Genomic DNA, 22,267 nt, shown 5'->3' on the forward strand with positions numbered 1-22,267 from the left:
CGAGAGCGGGCGGTGCGGTCGGCGGGACGCTGGCGGCCGGCGGCATGTCCGTCGAACTCCCGCTGTGGAAGGCCATCTCCTACTTCCGGGTGCTGGCCCTGTGCTACGCGCTGCTGCGGTACTTCAACTCCTACCTGCACTTCCTGCACCCGGTCGCCGGCTGGATCTACTTCGGCGCGCTGATCCTCTGGACCCTCGCCAGCACCCGGGCCTTCTCCAACCCGCAGCGCTGCACCTGGTACGTCCTCGGCTTCGACCTCGCGCTGGCCGTGACCGGCATCGTGCTGAGCGGACTGACCGACGCGCCGGCCCGGATCAGCCACGGCGCTCCCACCCTGCCGACCATCTGGGCCGCCGGTACGGTGCTCGGCTTCGCCGCCAAGGGCGGCTGGCGCCCGGCGGCCGCCTCCGGTGCCGTGATCGGGGTGGCCAACATCCTCGGCCACGGCGGGCCCACCGGCGACAACGTCCACAACATCGTGCTGCTGCTGGTGGCCGGTTGCGCGATCGGGTACGTGATCGAGCTGGCCCGCGCGAGCGAGGCCACCCTCACCCGGGCGCTGCAGGTCGAGGCGGCCACCCGGGAGCGCGAGCGGCTCTCCCGGGACATCCACGACGGCGTGCTCCAGGTGCTCGCCCTGGTCCAGCGCCGGGGCGCGGAGCTGGGCAGCGGCGCCAAGGGCAGCGGCGGCACGGGCAGCAGCGTGAACGGCCGCAGCGCCGACGGTACGGACTTCGCCGAGCTGGGCCGCCTCGCCGGTGAACAGGAGCGCGCCCTGAGGGCCCTGATGACGGGTGGTCCGCTCCCGGCGCAGCGACCGCCGGAGGCCGGGGCCGAGGCGCTCGACCCGGCCGGGCCGCGCGACCTCACCGCGCTGCTGCGCCCGTACGCCGGCGAGCGGATCACGCTCTCCGCCCCGGGCACCCCGGTTCTGCTGCCGGGCCCGGCGGCGGGCGAGCTGGCTGCGGCGGTCGGTGCGGCCGTCGACAACGTCCGCCGACACGCCGGGGAGGGCGCCCGGGCCTGGATCCTGGTGGAGGACGAGCCGGAGGCCGTCACGGTCAGCATCCGCGACGACGGCCCGGGCTTCGCGCCGGGGCGGCTCGGTGAGGCGGAGCGGGCCGGGCGGCTGGGCGTCTCCCAGTCCATCCGCGGCCGGGTGGTGGATCTCGGCGGTACGGCCGAGCTGTACTCGGCGCCCGGGGAGGGCGTCGAGGTCGAACTGCGCGTTCCGAGGAAGGCCTCCTGATGACCAACCAGCCGATGACCGATCAGCCGGGCACCGATCAGCCGGGCACCGACCGGCCGGTGCGGGTGATGGTGGTGGACGACCACCCGATGTGGCGCGACGCCGTCTCCCGCGACCTCGCCGAGGCGGGGCTGGACGTGGTGGCCACGGCGGGCGACGGCGAGGAGGCGGTGCGCCGCGCCCGGGCCTGCTCGCCGCAGGTCGTCGTGCTGGACCTCAACCTGCCCGGCCTGCCCGGCGCCGAGGTGTGCCGCCAGGTGGTCGCGCACGACCAGGCGGTGAGGGTGCTGGTGCTGTCGGCCAGCGGGGAGCACCAGGACGTGCTGGAGGCGGTGAAGTCCGGCGCCACCGGGTACCTGGTGAAGTCGGCCGGGCGGGAGGAGCTGCTGGACGCGGTGCGCCGTACGGCCGTCGGCGACGCGGTGTTCACCCCGGGCCTGGCCGGGCTGGTGCTGGGCGAGTTCCGCCGGCTGGCCGCCGAGCCGGCCCAGGCCTCGGCGCCGGCCGTGCCTCAGCTGACCGCCCGGGAGACCGAGGTGCTGCGGTTGGTCGCCAAGGGCCTGTCGTACCGGCAGATCGCGGACCGGCTGGTGCTCTCGCACCGGACGGTGCAGAACCACGTGCAGAACACGCTGGGCAAGCTGCAGTTGCACAACCGGGTGGAGCTGGTCCGGTACGCGATCGAGCGGGGGCTGGACGAGGAGCTGTGAGCGGGGCCCGGGCGGTTGCCGCCCGGGCCCGCACGAGTCCTCAGCCCCGTACGGCCGTTGCCTCCCGCAGCAGGGCCGCGACGATGTCGACGCCGTCCCGGGTGAGCACCGACTCCGGGTGGAACTGCAGGCCCGCGAAGCCGGGGCCGCGCAGCGCGTGGACGTCGCCGGTGGCGGCGTCCCGGGAGACGTCGACGCCCGCCTCGGCGAGCCGGGCCGCGTCGGTGTCCGAGCAGCGCGCGGTGAAGGTGTTGTAGAAGCCGACCGTCCGCTTGGTGCCGAACAGGTCGATGCTCTCCTGGGCGCCCTGGTACGGGACGGCCTTGCGGCCCAGCGCGAGCCCGAGTTCGGCGGAGAGCAGCTGGTGGCTGAGGCAGACCGCGAGCAGCGGGGCCGTGCGGTCGCCGGAGCGGAGGGCGGCCAGGGCGTCCGCGACGATCGGCCGCAGCACAGCCATCTTGGGGTCGTCGACGAGCGCCGGGTCGCCCGGGCCGGGGCCGAGCACCAGCGGGCCGCGGTGCGCCGCCACCAGTTCGCGCAGGTCCGGCCGGTCGAAGCGGACCACGGTGACCCGGTGGCCGAGCGAGGTCAGCAGGTGGCTGAGCATCGAGGTGAAGGTGTCCTCGCCGTCCACGACCAGCGTCGGTTCGGCCTCGGTGACCCGGGACGGCGTCTGCATCCGCAGCCAGAACGGCGCGAGGTCGGCCCGGCGGGCGTCCAGGGCGGCCTGCACCCGGTGGTCGTCGGCGAGCCGGGGCCCGCCGGGGTGGGGCACCCGGGCGGGCGCGGGCCGGGCGCCGATCGCGGTGAGCACCCCGGCGGCCTTGGCGTGGGTCTCGGCGACCTCGGACTCCGGGACGGAGTGGCGCACCAGCGTGGCGCCGACCCGGACGACCAGCCGCCCGGTGGCCGGGTCGATGTCGGCGGTGCGGATGCAGATCGGCGAGTCCAGCAGCTGCCCACCGCTCGCGGAGCGGCCGATCAGGGCGAGCGCACCGGAGTAGTAGCCGCGCCCGCCGGGCTCGTAGCGCCGGATCACCCGGGTGGCGTTCTGCACCGGGCTGCCGGTGACGGTGGCGGCGAACATCGTCTCGCGCAGCACCTCGCGGACGTCCAGCGAGGTGCGCCCGCGCAGCTCGTACTCGGTGTGGGCGAGGTGGGACATCTCCTTGAGCCGGGGGCCGAGCACCTGGCCGCCGAGGTCGCCGACGGTGCACATCATCTTCAGCTCCTCGTCGACCACCATGGTCAGCTCCTCCAGCTCCTTGGGGTCGTGGAGGAAGCGGAGCAGCGAGTCGAGGTCGGAGCCGCCGGCCGGGTAGCGGTAGGTGCCGGAGATCGGGTTCATCACGACGGTGCCGCCGCTCTGCCGGACGTGCACCTCGGGGGAGGCGCCGACCAGCACCCGTTCGCCGGTGTGCACCAGGAAGGTCCAGTACGCGCCGCGCTCCTGGTCCAGCAGCCGGCGGAACAGGGTGAGCGCGAGTTCGGGGGCGCAGTGTCCGTTTCCAGCTCCGCCGGGGGCCTCCAGGGTGGCGTGGAAGTCCCGCCGGATCACGAAGTTGGCGCCCTCGCCGTTGCCGATCTCGTCCTCGATCACCCGGCGGACGATCTCCGCGTACGCCTCGTCGTCCACGTCGAACGCGCCGCCGGACAGCGTGACCGGCAGCTGTGGCAGGGCGGCCGTGAATTCGGCCAGCGGCAGGGCGTACTGCTCGGTCACCGCGAGGGCCTGCAGCGGGGTGCCGTCGTCGTGCGCCTCGAAGCCGCGCTCGCGGATCTGCCGGTACGGGACCAGCGCGAGGAGGTCGTGGACCGGCCCGGCGGCCGGGATGCCGGCCCGGACCGGCAGGTCGGCGAGGTGCTCGTAGCTGTCGACGGTGCCCAGCAGCACCTCGACGGTGTCCGGGGCGTGCCGGGGGGTGCGGCGGTGCAGCAGGGCGAAGGCGGGCGCGCCGGGGGAGGTGAGGCGGGCGAGCAGTTCGGCGGGGGTGGTCACGAGTACGGCTTCCTTCCGGGGAGGTGGCGAGGCGGTGCTGTTCCGCTCCCGGAGGGCCGTCTGCTCAGACGCACGACGGCCGCCCCGAGGGGCGGCCGTCGTGTTCGTCTAGGAACGCGCGATCTGTGGGCCACCCATGGGGGAGGCCCACCACCAGGAGTGGGTGTGGGGCGCGTGCATGGGGCGAGCCTAGCCGATTCGGCCGGGCGGGTGAGGCCGATGACGAGCATTGTCCGAGACGTGTCTCATCCCTCGGGCAATGGTCACGGAACGCTCTCGTGACCCCGTAGCCTTGCTGTGTGACCGTGACGACTGAGACAACGAGGACTGGCCACTCCTGGCAGTCCCTGCCCGCGGCGCAGCAGCCTGAATGGCCGGACCAAGAGGCTCTGCGCAAGACCCTTGCCGAGCTCGCCTCGTATCCGCCGCTCGTCTTCGCCGGCGAGTGCGACCAGCTGCGCGCCCGGCTCGGAGCCGTCGCGCGCGGGGAGGCCTTCCTCCTCCAGGGCGGAGACTGCGCCGAGGCCTTCGACGGCGTCTCGGCGGAGCACATCCGCAACAAGCTGAAGACCCTGCTGCAGATGGCGGCCGTGCTGACGTACGCCGCCTCGGTGCCGGTCGTGAAGGTCGGCCGGATCGCCGGCCAGTACTCCAAGCCGCGCTCGAAGTCGACCGAGACCCGGGACGGCGTGACGCTGCCGGTCTACCGCGGCGACTCGGTGAACGGCTTCGAGTTCACCCCGGAGTCCCGCATCCCGGACCCGGAGCGCCTGAAGCGGATGTACAACGCGTCCGCCGCGACGCTGAACCTGGTGCGTGCCTTCACCACCGGTGGTTACGCCGACCTGCGCCAGGTGCACGCCTGGAACCAGGACTTCGTGCGCAACTCGCCGGCCGGCCAGCGCTACGAGCAGCTCGCCCGGGAGATCGACAACGCCCTGGCGTTCATGAACGCCTGCGGCGTGGCGCCGGAGGAGTTCAAGACCGTCGAGTTCTTCTCCTCGCACGAGGCGCTGATCCTCGACTACGAGACCGCGCTGACCCGCGTGGACTCGCGCACCGGCGACCTGTACGACGTCTCGGGCCACATGGTGTGGATCGGTGAGCGCACCCGGCAGCTGGACCACGCGCACATCGAGTTCGCCTCCAAGATCCGCAACCCGATCGGGGTCAAGCTGGGCCCGACCACCTCGGTGGACGAGGCGCTCACCCTGATCGAGAAGCTGGACCCGGAGCTCGAGCCCGGCCGCCTGACCTTCATCACCCGGATGGGCGCGGGCAAGGTCCGCGACCACCTGCCCACCCTGGTGGAGAAGGTCACCGCTTCCGGCGCCAAGCCGGTGTGGATCTGCGACCCGATGCACGGCAACACCTTCGAGGCCTCCAGCGGTCACAAGACCCGCCGCTTCGACGACGTGCTGGACGAGGTCAAGGGCTTCTTCGAGGTGCACCGCGCGCTCGGCACCCACCCGGGCGGAATCCACGTGGAGCTGACCGGCGACGACGTCACCGAGTGCGTCGGCGGCGGCGACGAGGTGATGGTCGACGACCTGCACCAGCGTTACGAGACGGCCTGCGACCCGCGGCTCAACCGCAGCCAGTCGCTGGACCTGGCGTTCCTGGTGGCGGAGATGTACCGCGGCCAGTGATGCACCGGCCCTGATGTGACGAAGGCCCCTCCGGATTCGGGTTTCCCGGGTCCGGAGGGGCTTTTTCGCACCCGGATCGCCGGGTAAGGTGAGGCTCAGTGAACTAAGGCAAGCCTTAGTCAAGATCCATTCTGCGCTTCACCTGCGCTTCACCCCGGGAGAGACCGCGATGTACGTGTGCATGTGCCATGCGGTCACCGAGGACCAGGTGAAGGAGGCGATCGACGGCGGCGCCGGCACCCCGCGCCAGATAGCCAAGGGCTGCAAGGCCGGCACGGACTGCGGGTCCTGCGTCCGCCGGATCCAGGCGCTGCTCGGCGAGCACGGCGCCCGGCCCTGTCCGACCGCCCGGCTGGCCGCGAAGCTCGGCCTCGCCGATCCGCAGGTCCAGGATGTTCCGGCACCGGCCGCTCCGAAGCCCGGCCCGACTGCTCCGCTGGGCCCGGTCGCCCCGGTGGTCCCGCTGCGGGTGGCCTGAGCCGGAAGCCGGAAGCCGGAAGCCGGAAGCGGAACCAGACTGGACTAGGACTCCGGCTGCTCGATCTGCTGGGCGATGTAGAGCGCCTCGCCGAGCTTGTCCAGGAGCTCCAGCTGGGTGTCGAGGTAGTCGATGTGGTGCTCCTCGTCGGCCAGGATGTCCTCGAAGATGTTCGCCGAGGTGACGTCGTTCTTGGCCCGCATCATCACGATCCCGCGCTTGAGCCGGTCGATCGCCTCGACCTCGATCTGGCGGTCCGCCTCGAACATCTCCTTGACCGTCTGGCCGATCCGGACGTGGAACAGCCGCTGGTAGTTGGGCAGCCCCTCCAGGAACAGGATCCGGTCGGTGAGCGTCTCGGCGTGCTTCATCTCGTCGAAGGACTCGTGCCGGGTGTACTTGGCGAGCTTCGTCCAGCCGAAGTTCTCCTGCATCTTGGCGTGCAGGAAGTACTGGTTGATCGCCGTGAGCTCGGCCGTGAGCTGCTCGTTGAGGAACTCGATGACCTCCGGGTCGCCCTGCATGGTGGTGCCTCCCTGCGTTACGTCCTGCGGTGACTGCTGCGCTGGGCATCCTGGCACCGTATCGACAGGAATTTCCAGTAAGTTCACACTCACTGGGATATGTGGCGGAATATCCGGTTTGGGTGTTGTCGGATGGTGTGCGACCGACCGTTGGCCCGTACGGGCTGGGCGTGAAGCGGGGCCAAGGGGCGCGCGCCGGGGCCCGCCCGCCGTCTGTCACCATGGAGCCATGGGTCAGTCCGAACGAGAACCGCTTCCGCCGTCTGACCCGAGGCTCCCCCCGGGTCAGCGCGTGCAGCGCGGCTGGCCCGCCCTGCACTACGGGCCGGTGCCCCGCTTCAAGCCGCTGACCTGGGACCTCCAGGTGTTCGGCGCCACCGCCTCGGCGGAGAAGCACAGCTGGGACTTCGAGGCCTTCAACGCCCTGCCGCGCACCACCGTGGTCGGGGACCTGCACTGCGTCACCAAGTTCTCCGTGCTCGGCAACGAGTGGACGGGCGTGTCCGCGGCCCTCCTGCTCGACCTGGTGCCCCCCGCGCCCGGCGTCACCCACGTCATGGTCTGGGCCGAGTACGGCTACAGCGCCAACCTGCGGCTGGCCGACTTCGCCGACGGGCGCACCCTGCTCGCCACCCACCGCAACGGCGAGGCGCTGACCGCCGAGCACGGCTTCCCGGTGCGGCTGGTGGTGCCGGAGCTGTACGCCTGGAAGGGCCCCAAGTGGGTGCGGGCGGTGGAGTACATGCGGGCCGACCGGCGCGGCTTCTGGGAGGAGCGCGGCTACCACAACCTGGCCGACCCGTGGTGCGAGCAGCGCCACTCCTACCAGGAGGAGCCGGGCGACGGGCCGCTCCGCTGAGCCCCCCGATCCCTCTAGAACAGCGAGAAGTTGACCGTCACCACGGTCTTCTGCGGGCGCCGCTCACCGGCCGCCGGGGACTGGCTGCTCACCTTGCCCATGCCGAGCGTCCAGTCGGTGGACGCCTTCATGGTGAAACCCGCCGCCTGCAGCGCCTTCTGCGCGTCGTCCCGGCCCATCCCGGTGACGTCCGGAACGGGCACCATGCCCTTGCTGACCACCAGCGAGACGGCGGCGTTCTCCTGCAGCATCTGCCCGGCGGCCGGCGAGCTGCTGATCACCGAGCCCTCCGGCACGGTGTCGTTGTAGCTCTGGGTCACCGAGCCCCTGGTCAGCTGGGCCGCGGCCAGCGCGGCGGCCGCGTCGTCCGAGCTCTTGCCGGTCACGTCCGGCACCGCGATCCGCTTGGGGCCCTTGGAGACGGTGACCGTCACCGAGTCGCTCTTGCGGGTGCGCGCGCCGACCCCGGGGTCGGTGGAGATCACCTGGCCGGCCGGGACGGACTCGCTGAAAGCCTCGACGAACCTGCCGTGCATGCCCGCGTCGTCCAGGATCCGCTGCGCCTCGCCCCGGTCCTTGCCGAGCACGCCCGGCACCGAGCCGTACAGACCCTCGGAGATCCCGTAGGTGGCGCCGCCGACCGCCAGCACCAGGGCGGTCAGCGCGGCCGCCCAGATCAGCGCCTTGCGCGGGACGCGGCGCAGCCGGCTCGGCCGCCGCACCCGGACCGGGGTCGGCTCGTCGTACGGGCGGGGCTCGGCGAGCAGCTGGTCCATCACCTCCGCCGGCACGTCCAGCACGCTGGTGCGCTCCGGCGCGGGGGCGTCGGAGGGCCGGGGCAGCGGCTGGATCACCGAGGTCGGCTCGCTGGTCGGGTAGCGCGGGCTGGGCCGGGTGGAGGCCGGCGGTTCGGCGTCCAGCTCGGCCGGGGTGAGGGTGCGGCGGACCCGCTGGAGGGCGGCGAGCAGCTCCACCGCGTCGTACGGGCGGGCGTCGGCGGCCCGGGCGCAGGCGCCGGCCACGATGGCGTCCAGCGCCGGGGCGACGGTGGGGGCGGTCAGCGAGGGGGCGGGGACGTCCTCGTGCAGGTGCTTGTACATGACCTGGACGGGGTTGTCGCCGGTGTGCGGGCGGCGGCCGGTGAGCATCTCGTACAGCAGGATGCCGGCCGCGTAGACGTCGACCCGCTGGTCGGTGGGGGCGTCCGGGAGGATCTGCTCGGGGGCCAGGTAGGAGACCGTGCCCATGACGGTGCCGCCGGTGGCGGTGCTGGTCGAGGTGGGCGCGCCGTCGGCGCTGCCGAGCACCCGGACCAGGCCGAAGTCGGCGACCTTGACCAGGCCGCTCTCGGTGATCAGCACGTTCTCCGGCTTGACGTCCCGGTGGACCAGCCCGGCCCGGTGGGCGGCGCCGAGGGCGGCGAGCACGGGCTCCAGCACGTCCAGTGCGGCCCGCGCCGACAGTGCGCCGCGGTCGCGCAGCAGGTCGCGCAGGGTGCGGCCGGGCACGTACTCCATGGCGAGGAAAACGTTTCCGCCGTCCGCACCCTGGTCGAAGACGTTGACCACGTTGGGGTGGGTGAGCTTGGCGACCGCCTTGGCCTCGCGGATGAAGCGGGCGGTGAATCCCTCGTCCCCGGCCAGTTGGGGGTGCATCACCTTGAGGGCGACCACCCGGTCCAGCCGGGTGTCGGTGCCCTTGTAGACGGTGGACATCCCGCCGGTGGCGATGCGCTGCTCGACCCGGTACCGGTTGTCGAGCAGCGTACCGATCAGCGGGTCGTGCAGTGCCATGTCCACCCGGGGGAGTCTAGTGGGGCGGGCGGACGCCGGCCCCGGAGGACACCGCTCCGGGACCGGCTTGTGACATGCCCTACACGGACCGGAAGGCGGGCCGCTCGCGGCTGTCCAGGTCGGCGCGGCCGGCCATCGCGGAGGAGGCCTCGGCGTGGAAGCGGCGCGGGATGCGGCCGGCCCGGTGGGCGAGCCGGCCGGCCTCGGCGGCGTGCCGCATCGCCTCGGCCATCAGCACCGGGTCCTGAGCCCGGGTCACCGCGGAGGCGAGCATCACCGCGGAGCAGCCGAGCTCCATCGCCAGCGCGACGTCGGAGGCGGTGCCGGCGCCCGCGTCCAGGATCACCGGGACGCCGGCGTCCTCCACGATCAGCTGGAAGTTGTGCGGGTTGCGGATGCCCAGTCCGGAGCCGATCGGCGAGCCCAGCGGCATGATCGCCGCACAACCGACGTCCTCCAGCTTGCGGGCCAGCACCGGGTCGTCGTTGGTGTACGGGAGCACCGTGAAGCCGTCGTCGACCAACGTCTCGGCGGCGTCCAGCAGTTCGATCGGGTCCGGCAGCAGGGTGCGCTCGTCGGCGATCACCTCCAGCTTGACCCAGTCGGTGCCGAGCGCCTCGCGGGCCAGCCGGGCGGTCAGCACGGCCTCCCCGGCGGTGAAGCAGCCCGCCGTGTTGGGCAGGATCCTGATGCCGTTGCGGGTCAGTACGTCCAGGACGGAGCCCTGGGTGGTGGCGTCGACCCGGCGCATGGCCACGGTGGTCAGTTCGGTGCCGGAGGCGAGCAGGGCGCGCTCCAGGACCTCCAGGCTCGGCGCGCCGCCGGTGCCCATGATCAGCCGGGAGGAGAAGGCCGTCCCGGCGATGGTGAGAAGGTCGTCGGCCATGGTTCAGCCTCCCTGGACGGCGGTGAGGATCTCGATCCGGTCGCCGCTGTGCAGTGCCGTCGCGGACCACGAACTGCGCGGCACCACGGCCTCGTTGAGGGCGGCGGCGACACCGGTGTTGGCGGCGCTGACGGTGGCCACCAGTGCGGCGAGGGTGGTGGCGGCGGGCAGCCGTCGGGGCTCGCCGTTGACGGTCAGGGCGATGTCGGTCGGCGCGGTCTCGGCCGGAGTGGTCTCGGTCATGCGGAGGCCTTCGTGGTGGGGACGTCGGGGGAGAACCGGGTGGGAGTGAACGGCTTTGCCAGGTCCGGGACTTCGCCGGTCGCCAGGTAGTCGGCGAGCAGGTCGGCGGTCACCGGGGTGAGCAGCACGCCGTTGCGGTAGTGGCCGGTGGCGGCGACCAGCCCGGGCAGCGAGGTCGGGCCCAGCAGCGGGGCGTTGTCCGGCGAGCCCGGGCGCAGCCCGGCCGAGGTCTCCCGCAGCGGGAGTTCGGTGATGCCCGGGACCAACTCGTGTGCGTCGCGTAGGAGTTCGTACACACCGCCGGCGGTGACGGTGGTGTCGTAGCCCTGCTCCTCGGTGGTCGCGCCGACGACCAGTTCACCGTTCTCCCGGGGCACCAGGTACAGGTGTTGGCCGCGCACCACCGCGCGGACGTTGCGGGAGAGGAACGGCCGGTAGGCGTCGGGGACCTGGAGCCGCAGCACCTGCCCCTTCACCGGGCGGACCGGGGGCAGCACCCCCTCGGGCAGGCCCGGGAGCCGGTGGCTGTGCGGCCCGGCGGCCAGCACGACCTGGTCGGCTCCCAGGCTGTCCCCGGTGCTCAGCCGGGCGCCGGTGGCGCGGCCGCCGTCGACCAGCAGCTCGGCGGCCTCGGCCCGGTGCAGCAGCACCCCCGCCCGCTCGCAGGCGGCGACCAGGGCGGCGAGCAGCCGTCGCGGATCCACCTGGTGGTCGTCCGCGACGTGCAGGCCGCCGCGCACGCCGGGGGCGAGCATCGGCTCCAGCCTGCGGGCCTCCCGGCCGGTCAGCCAGCTGGATTCCAGGCCCAGCCGCTGGTGGAAGGCGTGCAGTTCGCGCAGTTCCTCGCGGTCGTCGGAGTCCAGTGCGACGGCGATGGTGCCGCAGCGGCGGTAGCCGGTGTCCAGGCCGCCGCTCGCCTCGGTGAGTTCGGCGGCGAAGGACCCGTACCGCTGGTTGGAGGCCGTCCCGAGGCGCAGCAGCGGCTCCTCGCCGTACTGCAGCTCGGTGACCGGGGCGAGCATCCCGGCCGCGACCCCGGCCGCGCCCCCGCCGTGGCAGGGGTCGACCACGGTCACGTTCCGCAGCCCGCGCTGCGCGGCGCGCCAGGCGACGGCGAGGCCGATGACGCCCCCGCCGATCACCAGCACGCCGGCGCGGCTGCCCGATGACGAGCGTGACAAAGCTGCTCTTCTCCCTTCGCCGGTATGACCCGGATCAGGTTCGGACGGTCGCGGGCCGTGCCAGCCCGCCTCTCAGCCCGGTTCGCCGGGCTCCCGTGTGGTGCCCCCACCTTAACGCCGGGGGGCGGCCCGGCCGAAGGGCCGTACGAGGAGTGGACGAGGGCCGGGACGGCCGCCGGGGCCCGCCCGGGCACTGAGTACAGTGACGGGCGTGGCAGAGCTGAGCGGAACGGACCAGGTGGTCGTCGTCGGAGCCGGGCTGGCCGGGGCGCAGTGCGCCCTGGAGCTGCGGCAGGGCGGGTGGCGGGGGCGGATCGCCGTGGTGGGCGAGGAGCCGCACGCGCCGTACGACCGGCCGCCGCTCTCCAAGGACGTGCTGCTCGGCAAGGCCGACGCCACCACCCTGGACATCGACTACGAGGGGCTCGGCATCGAGCTGCTCACCGGCCGCCGCGCCACCGGCCTCACCCCCGGCGTGCTGCACACCGACGGCGGCGACCTCCCGTACGACTCCCTGGTGATCGCCACCGGTGCCACTCCGCGCGTCCTGCCCGGGGCCGAGCGCGCCCACCTGCTGCACACCCTGGACGACGCCCTGGCGCTGCGCGCGCTGCTGCGTCCCGGCCTGCGGCTGGTGCTGGTCGGCGCGGGCTGGATCGGCGCCGAGGTGGCCACCGCCGCGCGCCAGGCGGGCTGCGAGGTCACCGTGGTCGAGGCCGGTCCGGCGCCGCTGCCGGGCGCGCTGCCGACCGAGATCGGCTCGGCGATGGCCGCCTGGTACGCCGAGGCCGGGGTCGAGCTGCGCTGCGGCGTCGGCGTGGCCGCCGTCGAGCCCGGGGCGGTGCTGCTGGCGGACGGCTCCCATCTGCCGGCCGACGAGGTGGTGGTCGGCATCGGCGCCCGGCCCGCGACCGGCTGGCTGGCCGGTTCGGGCGTCGAGCTGGACGCCTCCGGCGCGGTCCTGGTGGACGGGCGGCTGCGCACCACCCTGCCCGGGGTGTTCGCGGCCGGGGACTGCGTCAGCTACCCGTCGGCCCGCTCCGGCGCCCGGCTGGCCGTCCAGCACTGGGACCACGCGCTGCAGTCGGGCGGGGCCGCGGCCGCCGCCGTGCTCGGGGCGGACGAGCCGTACGACCCGGTGCCGTACTTCTGGTCCGAGCAGTTCGGGCGGATGGTCCAGTACGCGGGCCGGCACGCCGAGGGCGACGAACTGCTGTGGCGCGGCAGCCCGCAGGACGCCGGCTGGTCGGTGCTGTGGCTGCGCGACGGGGTGCCCGGCGCGCTGCTCGCGGTGGACCGGCCGCGCGACCTCACCCAGGGCCGGAAGCTGATCGAGCGGGGGGCGGCGCTGGACCGGGCCCTGGCGGCGGACCCGTCGGTCGCGCTCAAGTCGGCGCTCAGGGGGGCCACCGCTTAGCGCCGGGCCGCGCCGAGGTGGCAGTCTGGTGGCGTGAGCGAGATCGAAAGCAAGATTGAAGCCCTGGTCCCCGAGTGGATGTACCTCCCTGACATCTCCGAGCAGTGGGGGGTGCTGGTCACCGAGGTCCGGAACATGGTCAAGAAGGGCGAGCTGATCGCCGTCCGGCGGGGGCCGAACAAGTCGCTGCAGGTCCCTGCGGCGTTCATCGACGGCCCGGGCCTGGTCAAGCACCTGCCCGGCACCCTGACCGTGCTGCGCGACTGCGGGTACAACGACGTGGAGATCCTGGAGTGGCTCTTCACCGAGGACCCGTCGCTGCCCGGCAGCCCGATCCAGGCGCTGCGGGAGAACCGTGGCACCGAGGTCAAGCGTCGCGCCCAGGCGATGCTGATCTGATGGCGACGGACCCGCTGCGCGCCCGCCTGGCCGACGCCCGGCTCTACCTGTGCACCGACGCCCGCCGCGAGCAGGGCGACCTGGCCGAGTTCCTGGACGCGGCGCTGGCCGGCGGGGTGGACATCGTCCAGCTCCGCGACAAGGGCCTGGAGGCCAAGCAGGAGCTCGCGGCGCTGGAGGTCTTCGCCGACGCCTGCCGCCGCCACGGCAAGCTGCTGTCCGTCAACGACCGGGCCGACGTCGCCCACGCGGCCCGGCCGGACGTGCTGCACCTCGGCCAGGACGACCTGCCGGTGCCGGCCGCCCGGGCGATCCTCGGCGAGGACGTGCTGATCGGACGCTCCTGCCACGCCGAGTCCGAGGTGGACGCGGCGGTCGCCGAGCCGGGCGTGGACTACTTCTGCACCGGCCCGGTCTGGCCGACCCCGACCAAGCCGGGCCGCCCGGCGCCGGGCCTCGGCCTGGTGTCGTACGCGGCGAAGCAGGCCACCGACCGCCCGTGGTTCGCGATCGGCGGGATCGATCTCGGCACCGTGGACGAGGTGCTGGCCGCCGGCGCCCGCCGGATCGTCGTGGTCCGGGCCATCACCGCGGCGGACGACCCGCGGGCCGCCGCCGCCGAGCTCGCCCGCCGGGTGCGCGCGGCTTAGCGCCCTTCGGGGCCGCCGCCGTCAGTACTTGCGGACGGTGGCGGCCTCGGCCAGCGCCAGCAGCACCGTACGGGCCCGCTCGTCGGCGAGCGGCGCCGCCGCCAGCGCGGCCAGCGACTGGCCCATCAGCTCCTCGATCCGCTGCTCCACCAGCTCGGGCGCGCCACTGCGGGCGACCAGCCCGCGCAGCTCGGCGACCTCCTCGGCGGCCAGGTCCGGCGCGCCGAGCCGGGCGTCCAGGTGCCGGGCGTCGGCCTGCGGCAGGGAGCGCATCGCGTGGGCGACCAGCAGGGTGCGCTTGCCCTCGCGCAGGTCGTCCCCGGCGGGCTTGCCGGTGACGGCCGGGTCCCCGAAGACGCCGAGCAGGTCGTCCCGCAGCTGGAAGGCCTCGCCCAGCGGCAGCCCGAACGCCCCGAGCGCCTCGACCAGCTCCGGCCCGGCCCCGGCGAGCAGGGCGCCGACCTGCAGCGGCCGCTCGATGGTGTACTTCGCCGACTTGTAGTGCAGGACGGTCCGCGCCCGCTCCAACGCGCCCTCGTCGGCCGAGTCGCCGGCCACCGGCTCCAGCACGTCCAGGTACTGGCCGAGCATGACCTCGGTGCGCATCAGGTCGAACACCGGCTTGGCGGCCAGCACGGCGGCCGGGTCCAGGCCCGAGCGCAGGAACAGCTCGTCGCACCAGATCAGCAGCAGGTCGCCGAGCAGCACCGCGGCGGAGGCGCCGTACTGCTCGCGGTCGCCGCGCCAGCCGCTGTCCCGGTGCAGCGCCTCGAAGCGGCGGTGGACCGAGGGCAGGCCGCGGCGGGTGTCGCTGCGGTCCATCAGGTCGTCGTGCACCAGGGCGCTGGCCTGCAGCAGCTCCAGTGCGGCCGCCGCGTTGGCGATCCCCTCGCCCCCGGCCGCACCGCCGGCGGCGCGCCAGCCCCAGTAGCAGAAGGCCGGGCGCAGCCGCTTGCCGCCGTCCAGCAGGAAGTCGCGCAGGGCGTCGGCGGCGGGCACCAGCTGCGGCGAGATCTTGCCGAGCAGCGCGGACTGGCCGTCCATGAACGCGGCGAGGGCGGCGTTGACGCGCGTGCGGACGTCCTCCACGTCAATGGGGTTGGCCGGCCGGTTGCTGGACGAGGTCACGATGAGGCTCCGCTGGTTCGCTGGGGGTGCAGCAAGCGTAGCGGGGCGGCCGGGAACGGGCGTGCGAGCGGGCCGGTGGGGCCCGGGAGGCCGGACGGAACGGAACCGGAAGGGCGTCCACTACTTGTCCCGAATCGTGGAATCGAGTTGTCCGGCCCCTTCGGGGGCCGGATAACCTGCCAGCATGGCACTCGGCATCGCTTCCACGAGACCGGACCGCGCACTCACGGTCCGCGAGCTCCTGGCGGCCGGAAAGCGCTCCTTCTCCTTCGAGTTCATGCCGCCCCGCACCGAGGTCGGCGAGCAGAAGCTCTGGGACGCCATCCGTCGACTCGAACCGCTGGACCCGAACTTCGTCTGCATGACGTACGGTGCCGGCGGCTCCTCGCGCGAGCGCACCGTCAACATGGTCGGCCGGATCGCCACCGAGACCACGCTCACCCCGGTCGCCCACCTGACCGCGGTGGACCACTCGATCGCCGAACTGCGCAACATCATCGGCCAGTACGCCGACCAGGGAGTGCGGAACGTCCTGGCGGTCCGGGGCGACCCGCCCGGCGACCCGATGGGCGAGTGGGTCCGTCACCCGGAGGGCGTCACCTACGCGTACGAGCTGGTGGAGCTGATCAAGGGCATCGGCGACTTCTGCGTCGGCGTCGCGGCCTCGCCCAACATGCACCCGCGCTCGACCGACTGGGACGAGGACATCCGGCACTTCACCGCCAAGATCCGCTCCGGCGCCGACTACGCGATCACCCAGATGTTCTTCGAGGTGGACGACTACCTGCGGTTCCGCGACCGGGTCACCGCTGCGGGCTGCGAGACGCCGATCATCCCGGAGATCATGCCGGTCACCAACGCCAAGCAGCTGGAGCGCTTCCCCCAGCTCAGCGGCTCCGCCTTCCCGGCCAACCTGGAGGCCCGGCTGCGGGCCGTCGTCGACGACCCGGCGGCGCTGCGGGCGATCGGCATGGAGCACGCCACCGCGATGGCCGAACGGCTGCTCGCCGAGGGCGCGCCCGGCCTGCACTTCATCACGCTCAACCACTCGACGGCGACGCTGGAGATCTACCAGAACCTGGGGCTGCACCAGCGCCCGTAGGGCCGCGTTCACGAGCCCGTCATCGTTTCGCGGTGGCGGGCTCGGTCGTGTGCGGCCGGTGCCGTCGACGGCGGGAACGCGATGCGGTACCCCGGCCGTTGAACCGGTACAGTCGCCGCACACGCGCGGCGCGCGCGGGCACGCGACTGGAGGTAGCGCGCGGATGGGCATCGGATACCTGCTGCTGTACGTCGCGTTGGCGGTGGTGGCGCTCTGGCTGGTGGCCGAGGTGCTGCTGCAGAACCGGGCGCCGCTGCACTGGCGGGTGCTCGCCCTGGCCGGCTTCCTCGGCGTCGCCGTCGGGATGGGCCTCGGCTCGGTCGTGGTGATCGGCGCCGGAGCGGGCCTGTTCGCGGTCGGCCAGGCCTTCGTCACCCTGTCGGTCAAGAAGGGCTACCAGGCCGGCTGGTCCCTGCGGAAGGCCAACGGCAGCCTGCCCGGCCCGCTCGCCAAGGTGCCCCTGCTCGGCGCCCTGACCGGCGGCGCGGCGGTCGCGGCCACCGCGGCCGCGGAGGAGAAGCGGGTCGGCGAGGTCAGCGCGGTCGAGGAGGCCCCGGCCCCGGTCGCGGCTCCCGTCGAGGAGTCGGAGGCGGGGTCGGTGCCGGGCGCCGAGGAGACCCCGGTCGAGCAGACCGCCGCCTTCGAGATGCAGGAGCTGGCCCAGGACGGCATCTACGCCCCCGCCTACTACGAACAGCAGCAGGCCCAGCAGCCGCAGGACCCGTACGCCGCGGCCTACCAGTCCGGCTACGACCAGCAGCAGTGGCAGACCCAGCAGCAGCCCGCCTACGCCTACGACCAGCAGGACCCCTACGGCGGCTACTCGCAGCAGCAGGACCCGTACGGCGGCTACCAGCAGCAGCCCCAGGACCCGTACCAGGGCTACCCGCAGCAGGCCTGGGACCCGAACGCCCAGCAGCACCAGAACCAGCAGCAGAACCAGCAGCACTGGCAGCCCCAGCCGGACCAGCAGGGCCACGGCATCCCGCAGCAGCCGGCCTACGACCGGAGCGGCTACGGCCACCAGCAGCAGAACACCTGGCACCAGGGCTGAGGAGCGCCTCCTACGCCGGGCCGATGAGGTTGGCCGTGATGCAGGCCGACATGCCGACCCGGGCGAGCCCGCCACCGGGGTGGGCGGCGCCGCCGATCAGGTAGTGGCCCGGGTACTCCTCCGTGGCGGCCTGGAGGTAGGCACCGCGGGCGCCGGGCAGGGCCGGGCGGGGGACGGAGCCGAAGAGGGAGCCGTGCTCGCGCCGGGTGTCGGCCGGGGTGCGGACCACCCGCCACAGCACGCGCTCGCCGAGGCCGAGACCGGCCGCGTCCGCGTGGGCGAGCAGCTGGTCGGCGAACCGGTCGGCGGCGCCGGGGGCCGCCCAGTCGTAGGCCCTGGTGGAGGGGACGGTCGCGGTCAGGACGGCGGTGTGGTGGCCCGCCGGGTGCAGCGAGGGGTCGTCCGGTCGGAGCACCTGGACGGTCGGGCGTTCGGCGAGCGGGGCGCCCCGGTCGAAGATCCCGGCCCGTTCGGCGGCCGGATCGGCCGCGTGGACGACGGTGCGGTGCACGGTGCCCGCCGGGCGCTCCCCGCGCAGGGCCAGCAGCACCACGAACCGGCCGGGGATGTCGTCGGCGTGGTGCGCCGAGGCCGGCCGGTCGTCCGGGGTCCCGGCCGTGCCGGTCAGCTCGTGGTGCCGCACGTTGGCGTCCAGTGCGGAGATGACGACGTCCGCCTCGACCGGGCCCGCGGTGGTGTCGATCCCGCGGGCGCGGCCGTCCGCGGTGAGCACCTCCTCGCACCGGGTGTCGAAACGGAACTCGACCTTGCGCTGCTCGCAGCGGCGGTACACCGCGTCCGCCAGCGCGCGCAGGCCCCCCTTGACGTACCAGACGCCGAAGGACTGCTCCATGTACGGGAGCACGGTGGCCGATGCCGGGGTGCTCCGCGGGTCGAAGCCGAAGCGCAGCGCGTGCTCGGCCAGCAGGGCGGTCAGGCCCGGGTGGCCGCCGAGCTCTCGGGCGGCGACGTCGGAGAGCGTCCATCGGCCGGTGGGCCGCAGCCGGGCCAGGCCGCGCCGGGGCGGGACGGGGTACGGGTCGGTGTGCAGCGGTGTGGGGTCGGCCGGGAGCGGCTCCTCCAGCAGGGGGCGGCGGGTGGCCTCCCAGACCGTCCGGCCGCGGTTGATCATCGCGTTCCAGCGCTCGCCCGAGCCGGCCCCGAAGGCGGCGTCCAGGGCCTGGCCCACGCCGCCGCGGGAGGCGTTGGGCAGGGCGAGGTCACTGCCGTCCGGGAACAGGTGCCGGCTCTCCGGGTCGACCGGCGCCAGGCCGACCAGGTCCTCCAGCGGCTCCCGGCCGGTCTTCAGTGCGAGGTCGCGGTAGACCGCCGGCAGGGTGAGCAGGCCCGGCCCGGTGTCGAAGGCGAAACCGTCGCGCTCGTACCGGCCGACCATGCCGCCGTACGTGCCGCTCGCCTCGCAGACCGTCACCCGGTGACCGAGGGTCGCCAGCCGGGAGGCCGCCGCGAGCCCGCTCATTCCTGCGCCGATGATGACGATCCGTGCCATGGCACCCGATCCTAGGGCGCCGCTAGCGCCGGCCTGCGAAAGCCCCCTCGGCGGCCGCCTTGGCTGCCCTGCGCTCGCGGCGGCGGGCCCGGAACGCCCGGACCCGGCTGATCGCCAGCCGGACCAGCAACAGGCCGACCGCCAGCAGCACCGCGGCGATCGAGGCGGCCACCCACGGGTGGAAGATCGCCAGGGTGACCAGGCCGGCCACCGAGAGGTCCTCCAGCAGGCTGACCACGATGTTGCTGGCCGGTTCGGGCGAGGTGTTGACGGCCATCCGCAGCGAGGCCTTGACCAGGTGGGTGACCAGGGCCGTGGTGCCGCCCATCGCCCCGGCCGCGACCTCGCTGAGCGAGCCCGGGTCGTTGCCCGCGATCAGCACGCCGACGACGGCGCCGGCGATCGGCCGGATCACGGTGTGCACGGCGTCCCACACGGTGTCCACGTACGGGATCTTGTCGGCGACCGCCTCCAGCAGGAACAGCACGGCCGCCGCGGCCAGCACGTCGGTGCGCTCCAACGCGTGCGGCACCGACTCCGCCCCGGCGAACCGGCCCAGCAGGCCGAGCAGCAGCACCACCGCGTACGCGTTGATGCCGCTGGCCAGACCACTGGTGAAGATCAGCGGCAGGACCGTCATCGCGTCCCCCTCCTCGCTCTCCCGGGTGCTCCGGCCCCGGCCGGGACCGCCCGGCCCCGGCCGTACCGTACCGGGACCCGGGACGCCGCGGACCACCGCCGCGGTTCCGCGCCCGGCGGGAACGGGGCCGACTGAGTACGGGTACTCAGATCCGCGGTTGAGTACGTCAGCGGATGGCCTCCGACCTGCTGGGACGGGAGAGTGGTGGCACCCGGGAGGACGGCGCGTCGGGCGCCGGCCGCCCGGGTGGCGGATCCGTCCGTTCCCCCGGCCGGGAGGGCTCGGGGGGACGGCTGCCGGATCCGCGAACGGGCGCCGGTCTCGGGCCCCGCACCGCCGGCACGGGGCGGCGGAGCGGGCCGGGGGGAGGCCGGTCACCGAACGGGGGAGAACGGGGGGAGTTCGCCACCGCCGCCCGGTGGGAGGTGGGCGGGGCGACGGCAGACGGCGGCGGCGCGGACCGGGGGGACCGCGTCCGCCGCCGGTACGCCCGTTCCCGGGGCCGGATTGTCAGTGGTGCGGTTCACGATGGGAGAGCACGGACCACCCGGTCCGCGCGCTGCCTCGGAACGGGGGAGACCATGACCATCAGCCATCCTGAGCCCGTCACCGCCCGCCTCCACTCCGCCGCCCTCCCGCACGTGCCCGGCCCCGCCGGTGTCCGCCCCGCCGGGCGGGACGTCCACCCGGTGCTGCGCCGGACCGCCGCGCCGCCCGCCGCCCTCGACCTGCTCGCCGACGCGCACCGGACGCTGGCCCGCGCCCGCGCGCTGGAGGACCCGCTGGAGCGCTACGCCACCGCCCACCTGGCCGCGCTGCGCACGGTGGCGGCCGTACTGGCCGTCCGCGGACGGCCGGAGAAGAACCCGCGACGGCGCAAGGCCATCCGCAGCGCCTGGGAGGTGCTGCCCGAGGTGGCCCCCGAACTGTCCGAATGGGCGCTCTACTACGGCGCCGGAGCCCGCCGCCGGGCCGCCGCGGAGGCCGGCATCCGAAGCGCCGCCACCACCCGCGACGCGGACGACCTGATCCGCAACTCGGCCCTGTTCCTGCGCCTGGTCGAGCGCCTGCTCGGCCTGCACCCGGCCCCGCCCGCACCCCGGCTGCCGCTCGACGGCGAGGAGCCGGGCGGGGCGGGCGAAGCCGCCACCCGTCAGGCATAAGGTGGAGACAACCTGATCGATCTGCACGTGCCAAGGAGCCCCACCTTGTACCCGACGCGTCCCCGCAGCGCCCTGCGTACCGCCGTGGTCTGGGAGGTGGTGCGGACAGCCCTGGAGAAGCGGGCGGCCGAGCTGGACCAGCCGGTGCTGGACGTGGTGGACACCGGCGGCGGCACCGGCAACTTCGCCGTGCCGGTGGCCAAGCTCGGCCACCGGGTCACCGTGGTCGACCCGAGCCCGGACGCCCTGTTCGCGCTGGAGCGCCGGGCCGCCGAGGCCGGGGTGACGGACCTGGTCCGGGCCGTCCAGGGCGACACCCAGACGCTGCCCGAGCTGGTCGCCCCCGGCACGGTGGACGCGGTGCTCTGCCACGGCGTGCTGGAGGTCGTGGACGACCCGGCCGAGGCGCTGGGCAGCCTGGCCGCCACCCTGCGCAAGGGCGGCCTGGTCAGCCTGCTGGCCGCCAACCGCAACGGCGCGGTGCTGGCCCGAGCGCTGGCCGGCCACTTCACCGAGGCCCGTACGGTGCTCTCCGCCGTCGACGGCCGCTGGGGCGAGCAGGACCCGATGCCGCGCCGCTTCACCGGCGAGGAGCTGGGCCGGCTGGCCGAGGGCGCGGGCCTGCGGGTCGAGTCGGTGCACGGGGTGCGGGTCTTCGCCGACCTGGTGCCCGGAATCCTGGTGGACACCGAGCCGGGTGCCATGGAGGCGCTGCTGAAGCTGGAGGAGGCCGCCGCCGCGCAGCCCGCCTTCCACGCCGTGGCCACCCAGCTGCACCTGCTGGCCACCCTGGCCTGAGCCCCCCTCGCGGAGCGCTCCTGAACACCCTGGGACCCCCGCCCGCCGCCGTACGGTTCGCACCCCGTACGGCGGCGGTTCGCTTCCCGGACGGCCGTCGGACTCCCTCCCCCCGCACGGGCGCGCCCGCGAAGCTCCCCAGCTCCGGACCGATTCCATCGGACCGGGCACTTGTCCGAGTCGTCCGGCGTTCAGCAGGGTGCGGCCCCGCCCGGTCGAAGTGGCCCGGCCCACGCGGCGCAGACCACCCCGTAACGGGCCCACGGACCGTATGATCTGGGTAAAGCCGGAAAGCATGACAGCCGGACGCGTGGGGCATATGGACGACACGGGCCGGGTCCCCCGCACGGGCGTCCCACCGCATGCCCAAGGCTGATTGGACTGGCCTCCCCGACCGGGGTGGCGGACCGGTCGCACCCGCGACCGACGAGTAGGAGGACTCCGTGCCGCTCTCGGAGCACGAGCAGCGACTGCTCGACCAGATGGAGCGAGCGCTGTATGCCGAAGATCCCAAATTCGCGTCGGCGCTCGAGGGAACCGGGCTGCGCACCTACACCCGTCGGCGGGTCTACCTGGCCGTCGCCGGATTCGTGGTGGGGGTCGGCCTGCTGATGGGCGGCATGGTCGTTCCGGACCAGATCTGGGTCAGCATCGTGGGGTTCCTGGTGATGCTCGGGTGCGCGGTGTTCGCCGTGACCGGCTGGCGCCGCGGGCCCGCGAGCCAGGGCTCCGGCCCCCGCCAGGCCGCCGCCCCGCGCCGCAAGGCCGGGATGATGGACCGGGTGGAGCAGCGCTGGCAGCGCCGCCGGGACGAGCAGACCGGCGGCTTCTGAG

At 74.0% G+C, this 22,267-nt stretch carries 22 protein-coding genes and 1 riboswitch; of the genes, 13 read left to right on the forward strand and 9 right to left on the reverse strand.

All coding sequences use genetic code 11. The annotated features are described in order from the left end of the window. Positions 1 to 44 precede the first annotated feature (44 nt). Both HS99_RS24225 and HS99_RS24230 read left to right on the forward strand, forming a co-directional pair. Positions 45 to 1,250: a DUF5931 domain-containing protein gene (locus HS99_RS24225; protein ID WP_030550008.1), complete on the forward strand. Its 1,206-nt coding sequence runs from the start codon at positions 45 to 47 to the stop codon at positions 1,248 to 1,250. Further along, positions 1,250 to 1,960 (forward strand): response regulator, encoded by a 711-nt coding sequence (locus tag HS99_RS24230; RefSeq protein WP_370863293.1) that lies wholly within the window; start codon positions 1,250 to 1,252, stop codon positions 1,958 to 1,960. The genes HS99_RS24225 and HS99_RS24230 overlap by 1 nt, the downstream gene beginning before the upstream one ends. Positions 1,961 to 2,000: 40 nt before the next feature. Here HS99_RS24230 and HS99_RS24235 read toward each other — a convergent pair whose 3' ends face one another. Further along, positions 2,001 to 3,959 (reverse strand): anthranilate synthase family protein, encoded by a 1,959-nt coding sequence (locus HS99_RS24235; RefSeq protein ID WP_030282829.1) that lies wholly within the window; start codon positions 3,957 to 3,959, stop codon positions 2,001 to 2,003. Between the two features lie 299 nt (positions 3,960 to 4,258). Between HS99_RS24235 and HS99_RS24240 the strand changes: the two genes are divergently transcribed. Beyond that, positions 4,259 to 5,608: a class II 3-deoxy-7-phosphoheptulonate synthase gene (locus tag HS99_RS24240; RefSeq protein ID WP_030550012.1), complete on the forward strand. Its 1,350-nt coding sequence runs from the start codon at positions 4,259 to 4,261 to the stop codon at positions 5,606 to 5,608. Positions 5,609 to 5,777: 169 nt separating this feature from the next. Further along, on the forward strand, positions 5,778 to 6,086 hold the full coding sequence (locus HS99_RS24245; RefSeq protein ID WP_030550014.1) for a (2Fe-2S)-binding protein: 309 nt from the start codon (positions 5,778 to 5,780) through the stop codon (positions 6,084 to 6,086). A 44-nt stretch (positions 6,087 to 6,130) separates the two neighbouring features. Here the strand turns inward: HS99_RS24245 and bfr are convergent, their stop codons facing one another. Further along, positions 6,131 to 6,610: a bacterioferritin gene (bfr, locus tag HS99_RS24250; RefSeq protein ID WP_030282836.1), complete on the reverse strand. Its 480-nt coding sequence runs from the start codon at positions 6,608 to 6,610 to the stop codon at positions 6,131 to 6,133. 229 nt (positions 6,611 to 6,839) lie between these two features. Between bfr and HS99_RS24255 the strand changes: the two genes are divergently transcribed. Then, complete coding sequence (locus tag HS99_RS24255; protein ID WP_030550016.1) at positions 6,840 to 7,469, forward strand: molybdopterin-dependent oxidoreductase; 630 nt, start codon at positions 6,840 to 6,842, stop codon at positions 7,467 to 7,469. A 14-nt stretch (positions 7,470 to 7,483) separates the two neighbouring features. On the opposite strand, the gene pknB is transcribed toward HS99_RS24255, so the two are convergent. The 4 genes from pknB to thiO form a co-directional block, all read right to left on the reverse strand. Next, positions 7,484 to 9,262, reverse strand: a complete 1,779-nt coding sequence (pknB, locus tag HS99_RS24260) for a Stk1 family PASTA domain-containing Ser/Thr kinase (protein WP_051746789.1) — start codon at positions 9,260 to 9,262, stop codon at positions 7,484 to 7,486. A gap of 79 nt (positions 9,263 to 9,341) precedes the next feature. Beyond that, positions 9,342 to 10,148: a thiazole synthase gene (locus HS99_RS24265; protein ID WP_030282842.1), complete on the reverse strand. Its 807-nt coding sequence runs from the start codon at positions 10,146 to 10,148 to the stop codon at positions 9,342 to 9,344. A 3-nt stretch (positions 10,149 to 10,151) separates the two neighbouring features. Continuing rightward, positions 10,152 to 10,391 (reverse strand): sulfur carrier protein ThiS, encoded by a 240-nt coding sequence (gene thiS, locus HS99_RS24270; protein ID WP_030282844.1) that lies wholly within the window; start codon positions 10,389 to 10,391, stop codon positions 10,152 to 10,154. Continuing rightward, positions 10,388 to 11,572 carry a glycine oxidase ThiO gene (gene thiO / locus HS99_RS24275; RefSeq protein ID WP_030550019.1) on the reverse strand — a complete coding sequence of 395 codons (1,185 nt, stop codon included), beginning with the start codon at positions 11,570 to 11,572 and terminating at the stop codon, positions 10,388 to 10,390. The genes thiS and thiO overlap by 4 nt, the downstream gene beginning before the upstream one ends. Then, positions 11,567 to 11,679: riboswitch (TPP riboswitch) on the reverse strand. (Overlaps the previous gene by 6 nt.) A gap of 95 nt (positions 11,680 to 11,774) precedes the next feature. On the opposite strand from thiO, the gene HS99_RS24280 reads away from it, so the two are divergent. The 3 genes from HS99_RS24280 to thiE are packed head-to-tail and all read left to right on the forward strand — an operon-like array spanning position 11,775 to position 14,038. Beyond that, on the forward strand, positions 11,775 to 12,989 hold the full coding sequence (locus HS99_RS24280; RefSeq protein WP_030550020.1) for an NAD(P)/FAD-dependent oxidoreductase: 1,215 nt from the start codon (positions 11,775 to 11,777) through the stop codon (positions 12,987 to 12,989). A 33-nt stretch (positions 12,990 to 13,022) separates the two neighbouring features. After that, on the forward strand, positions 13,023 to 13,388 hold the full coding sequence (locus HS99_RS24285; RefSeq protein ID WP_030282851.1) for an Rv2175c family DNA-binding protein: 366 nt from the start codon (positions 13,023 to 13,025) through the stop codon (positions 13,386 to 13,388). Continuing rightward, positions 13,388 to 14,038, forward strand: coding sequence for a thiamine phosphate synthase (gene thiE / locus HS99_RS24290; RefSeq protein WP_030282852.1), 651 nt, complete (start codon positions 13,388 to 13,390; stop codon positions 14,036 to 14,038). The genes HS99_RS24285 and thiE overlap by 1 nt, the downstream gene beginning before the upstream one ends. A 21-nt stretch (positions 14,039 to 14,059) precedes the next feature. Here thiE and HS99_RS24295 read toward each other — a convergent pair whose 3' ends face one another. Further along, positions 14,060 to 15,166 carry a polyprenyl synthetase family protein gene (locus HS99_RS24295; protein WP_030282854.1) on the reverse strand — a complete coding sequence of 369 codons (1,107 nt, stop codon included), beginning with the start codon at positions 15,164 to 15,166 and terminating at the stop codon, positions 14,060 to 14,062. Between the two features lie 184 nt (positions 15,167 to 15,350). Here HS99_RS24295 and metF point away from each other — a divergent pair, with 184 nt between their 5' ends. Beyond that, positions 15,351 to 16,268, forward strand: a complete 918-nt coding sequence (metF, locus tag HS99_RS24300; RefSeq protein ID WP_030550023.1) for a methylenetetrahydrofolate reductase [NAD(P)H] — start codon at positions 15,351 to 15,353, stop codon at positions 16,266 to 16,268. A 163-nt stretch (positions 16,269 to 16,431) separates the two neighbouring features. Then, complete coding sequence (locus tag HS99_RS24305; protein ID WP_050366822.1) at positions 16,432 to 17,322, forward strand: hypothetical protein; 891 nt, start codon at positions 16,432 to 16,434, stop codon at positions 17,320 to 17,322. A 10-nt stretch (positions 17,323 to 17,332) separates the two neighbouring features. Here HS99_RS24305 and HS99_RS24310 read toward each other — a convergent pair whose 3' ends face one another. Continuing rightward, complete coding sequence (locus tag HS99_RS24310; protein ID WP_030550027.1) at positions 17,333 to 18,832, reverse strand: phytoene desaturase family protein; 1,500 nt, start codon at positions 18,830 to 18,832, stop codon at positions 17,333 to 17,335. A 22-nt stretch (positions 18,833 to 18,854) separates the two neighbouring features. Then, complete coding sequence (locus HS99_RS24315; RefSeq protein WP_030282862.1) at positions 18,855 to 19,472, reverse strand: DUF4126 domain-containing protein; 618 nt, start codon at positions 19,470 to 19,472, stop codon at positions 18,855 to 18,857. Positions 19,473 to 20,053: 581 nt separating this feature from the next. Here HS99_RS24315 and HS99_RS24320 point away from each other — a divergent pair. From HS99_RS24320 to HS99_RS24330, 3 genes are all read left to right on the forward strand, one after another. Continuing rightward, positions 20,054 to 20,635 (forward strand): SAV_6107 family HEPN domain-containing protein, encoded by a 582-nt coding sequence (locus HS99_RS24320; RefSeq protein ID WP_050366823.1) that lies wholly within the window; start codon positions 20,054 to 20,056, stop codon positions 20,633 to 20,635. A gap of 45 nt (positions 20,636 to 20,680) precedes the next feature. Further along, positions 20,681 to 21,433 (forward strand): methyltransferase domain-containing protein, encoded by a 753-nt coding sequence (locus HS99_RS24325; protein WP_030282865.1) that lies wholly within the window; start codon positions 20,681 to 20,683, stop codon positions 21,431 to 21,433. A 443-nt stretch (positions 21,434 to 21,876) separates the two neighbouring features. Further along, the gene (locus tag HS99_RS24330) at positions 21,877 to 22,266 is read left to right on the forward strand and encodes an SCO2097 family morphological protein (protein WP_030550029.1); all 390 of its coding nucleotides are present in this window, start codon (positions 21,877 to 21,879) and stop codon (positions 22,264 to 22,266) included. The last annotated feature ends 1 nt before the right edge of the window (position 22,267 follow it).

The sequence above is a fragment of the Kitasatospora aureofaciens genome (genome assembly GCF_001188955.3).
Taxonomy (GTDB): domain Bacteria; phylum Actinomycetota; class Actinomycetes; order Streptomycetales; family Streptomycetaceae; genus Kitasatospora; species Kitasatospora aureofaciens.

Coding starts and splice junctions, on each gene's coding strand:
- HS99_RS24225 (WP_030550008.1), top strand. CDS start 45: ATGTCCGTCGAACTCCCGCTGTGGAAGGCCATCTCCTACTTCCGGGTG.
- HS99_RS24230 (WP_370863293.1), top strand. CDS start 1,250: ATGACCAACCAGCCGATGACCGATCAGCCGGGCACCGATCAGCCGGGC.
- HS99_RS24245 (WP_030550014.1), top strand. CDS start 5,778: ATGTACGTGTGCATGTGCCATGCGGTCACCGAGGACCAGGTGAAGGAG.
- bfr (WP_030282836.1), bottom strand. CDS start 6,610: ATGCAGGGCGACCCGGAGGTCATCGAGTTCCTCAACGAGCAGCTCACG.
- HS99_RS24255 (WP_030550016.1), top strand. CDS start 6,840: ATGGGTCAGTCCGAACGAGAACCGCTTCCGCCGTCTGACCCGAGGCTC.
- pknB (WP_051746789.1), bottom strand. CDS start 9,262: ATGGCACTGCACGACCCGCTGATCGGTACGCTGCTCGACAACCGGTAC.
- HS99_RS24265 (WP_030282842.1), bottom strand. CDS start 10,148: ATGGCCGACGACCTTCTCACCATCGCCGGGACGGCCTTCTCCTCCCGG.
- thiS (WP_030282844.1), bottom strand. CDS start 10,391: ATGACCGAGACCACTCCGGCCGAGACCGCGCCGACCGACATCGCCCTG.
- thiE (WP_030282852.1), top strand. CDS start 13,388: ATGGCGACGGACCCGCTGCGCGCCCGCCTGGCCGACGCCCGGCTCTAC.
- metF (WP_030550023.1), top strand. CDS start 15,351: ATGGCACTCGGCATCGCTTCCACGAGACCGGACCGCGCACTCACGGTC.
- HS99_RS24305 (WP_050366822.1), top strand. CDS start 16,432: ATGGGCATCGGATACCTGCTGCTGTACGTCGCGTTGGCGGTGGTGGCG.
- HS99_RS24310 (WP_030550027.1), bottom strand. CDS start 18,832: ATGGCACGGATCGTCATCATCGGCGCAGGAATGAGCGGGCTCGCGGCG.
- HS99_RS24315 (WP_030282862.1), bottom strand. CDS start 19,472: ATGACGGTCCTGCCGCTGATCTTCACCAGTGGTCTGGCCAGCGGCATC.
- HS99_RS24320 (WP_050366823.1), top strand. CDS start 20,054: ATGACCATCAGCCATCCTGAGCCCGTCACCGCCCGCCTCCACTCCGCC.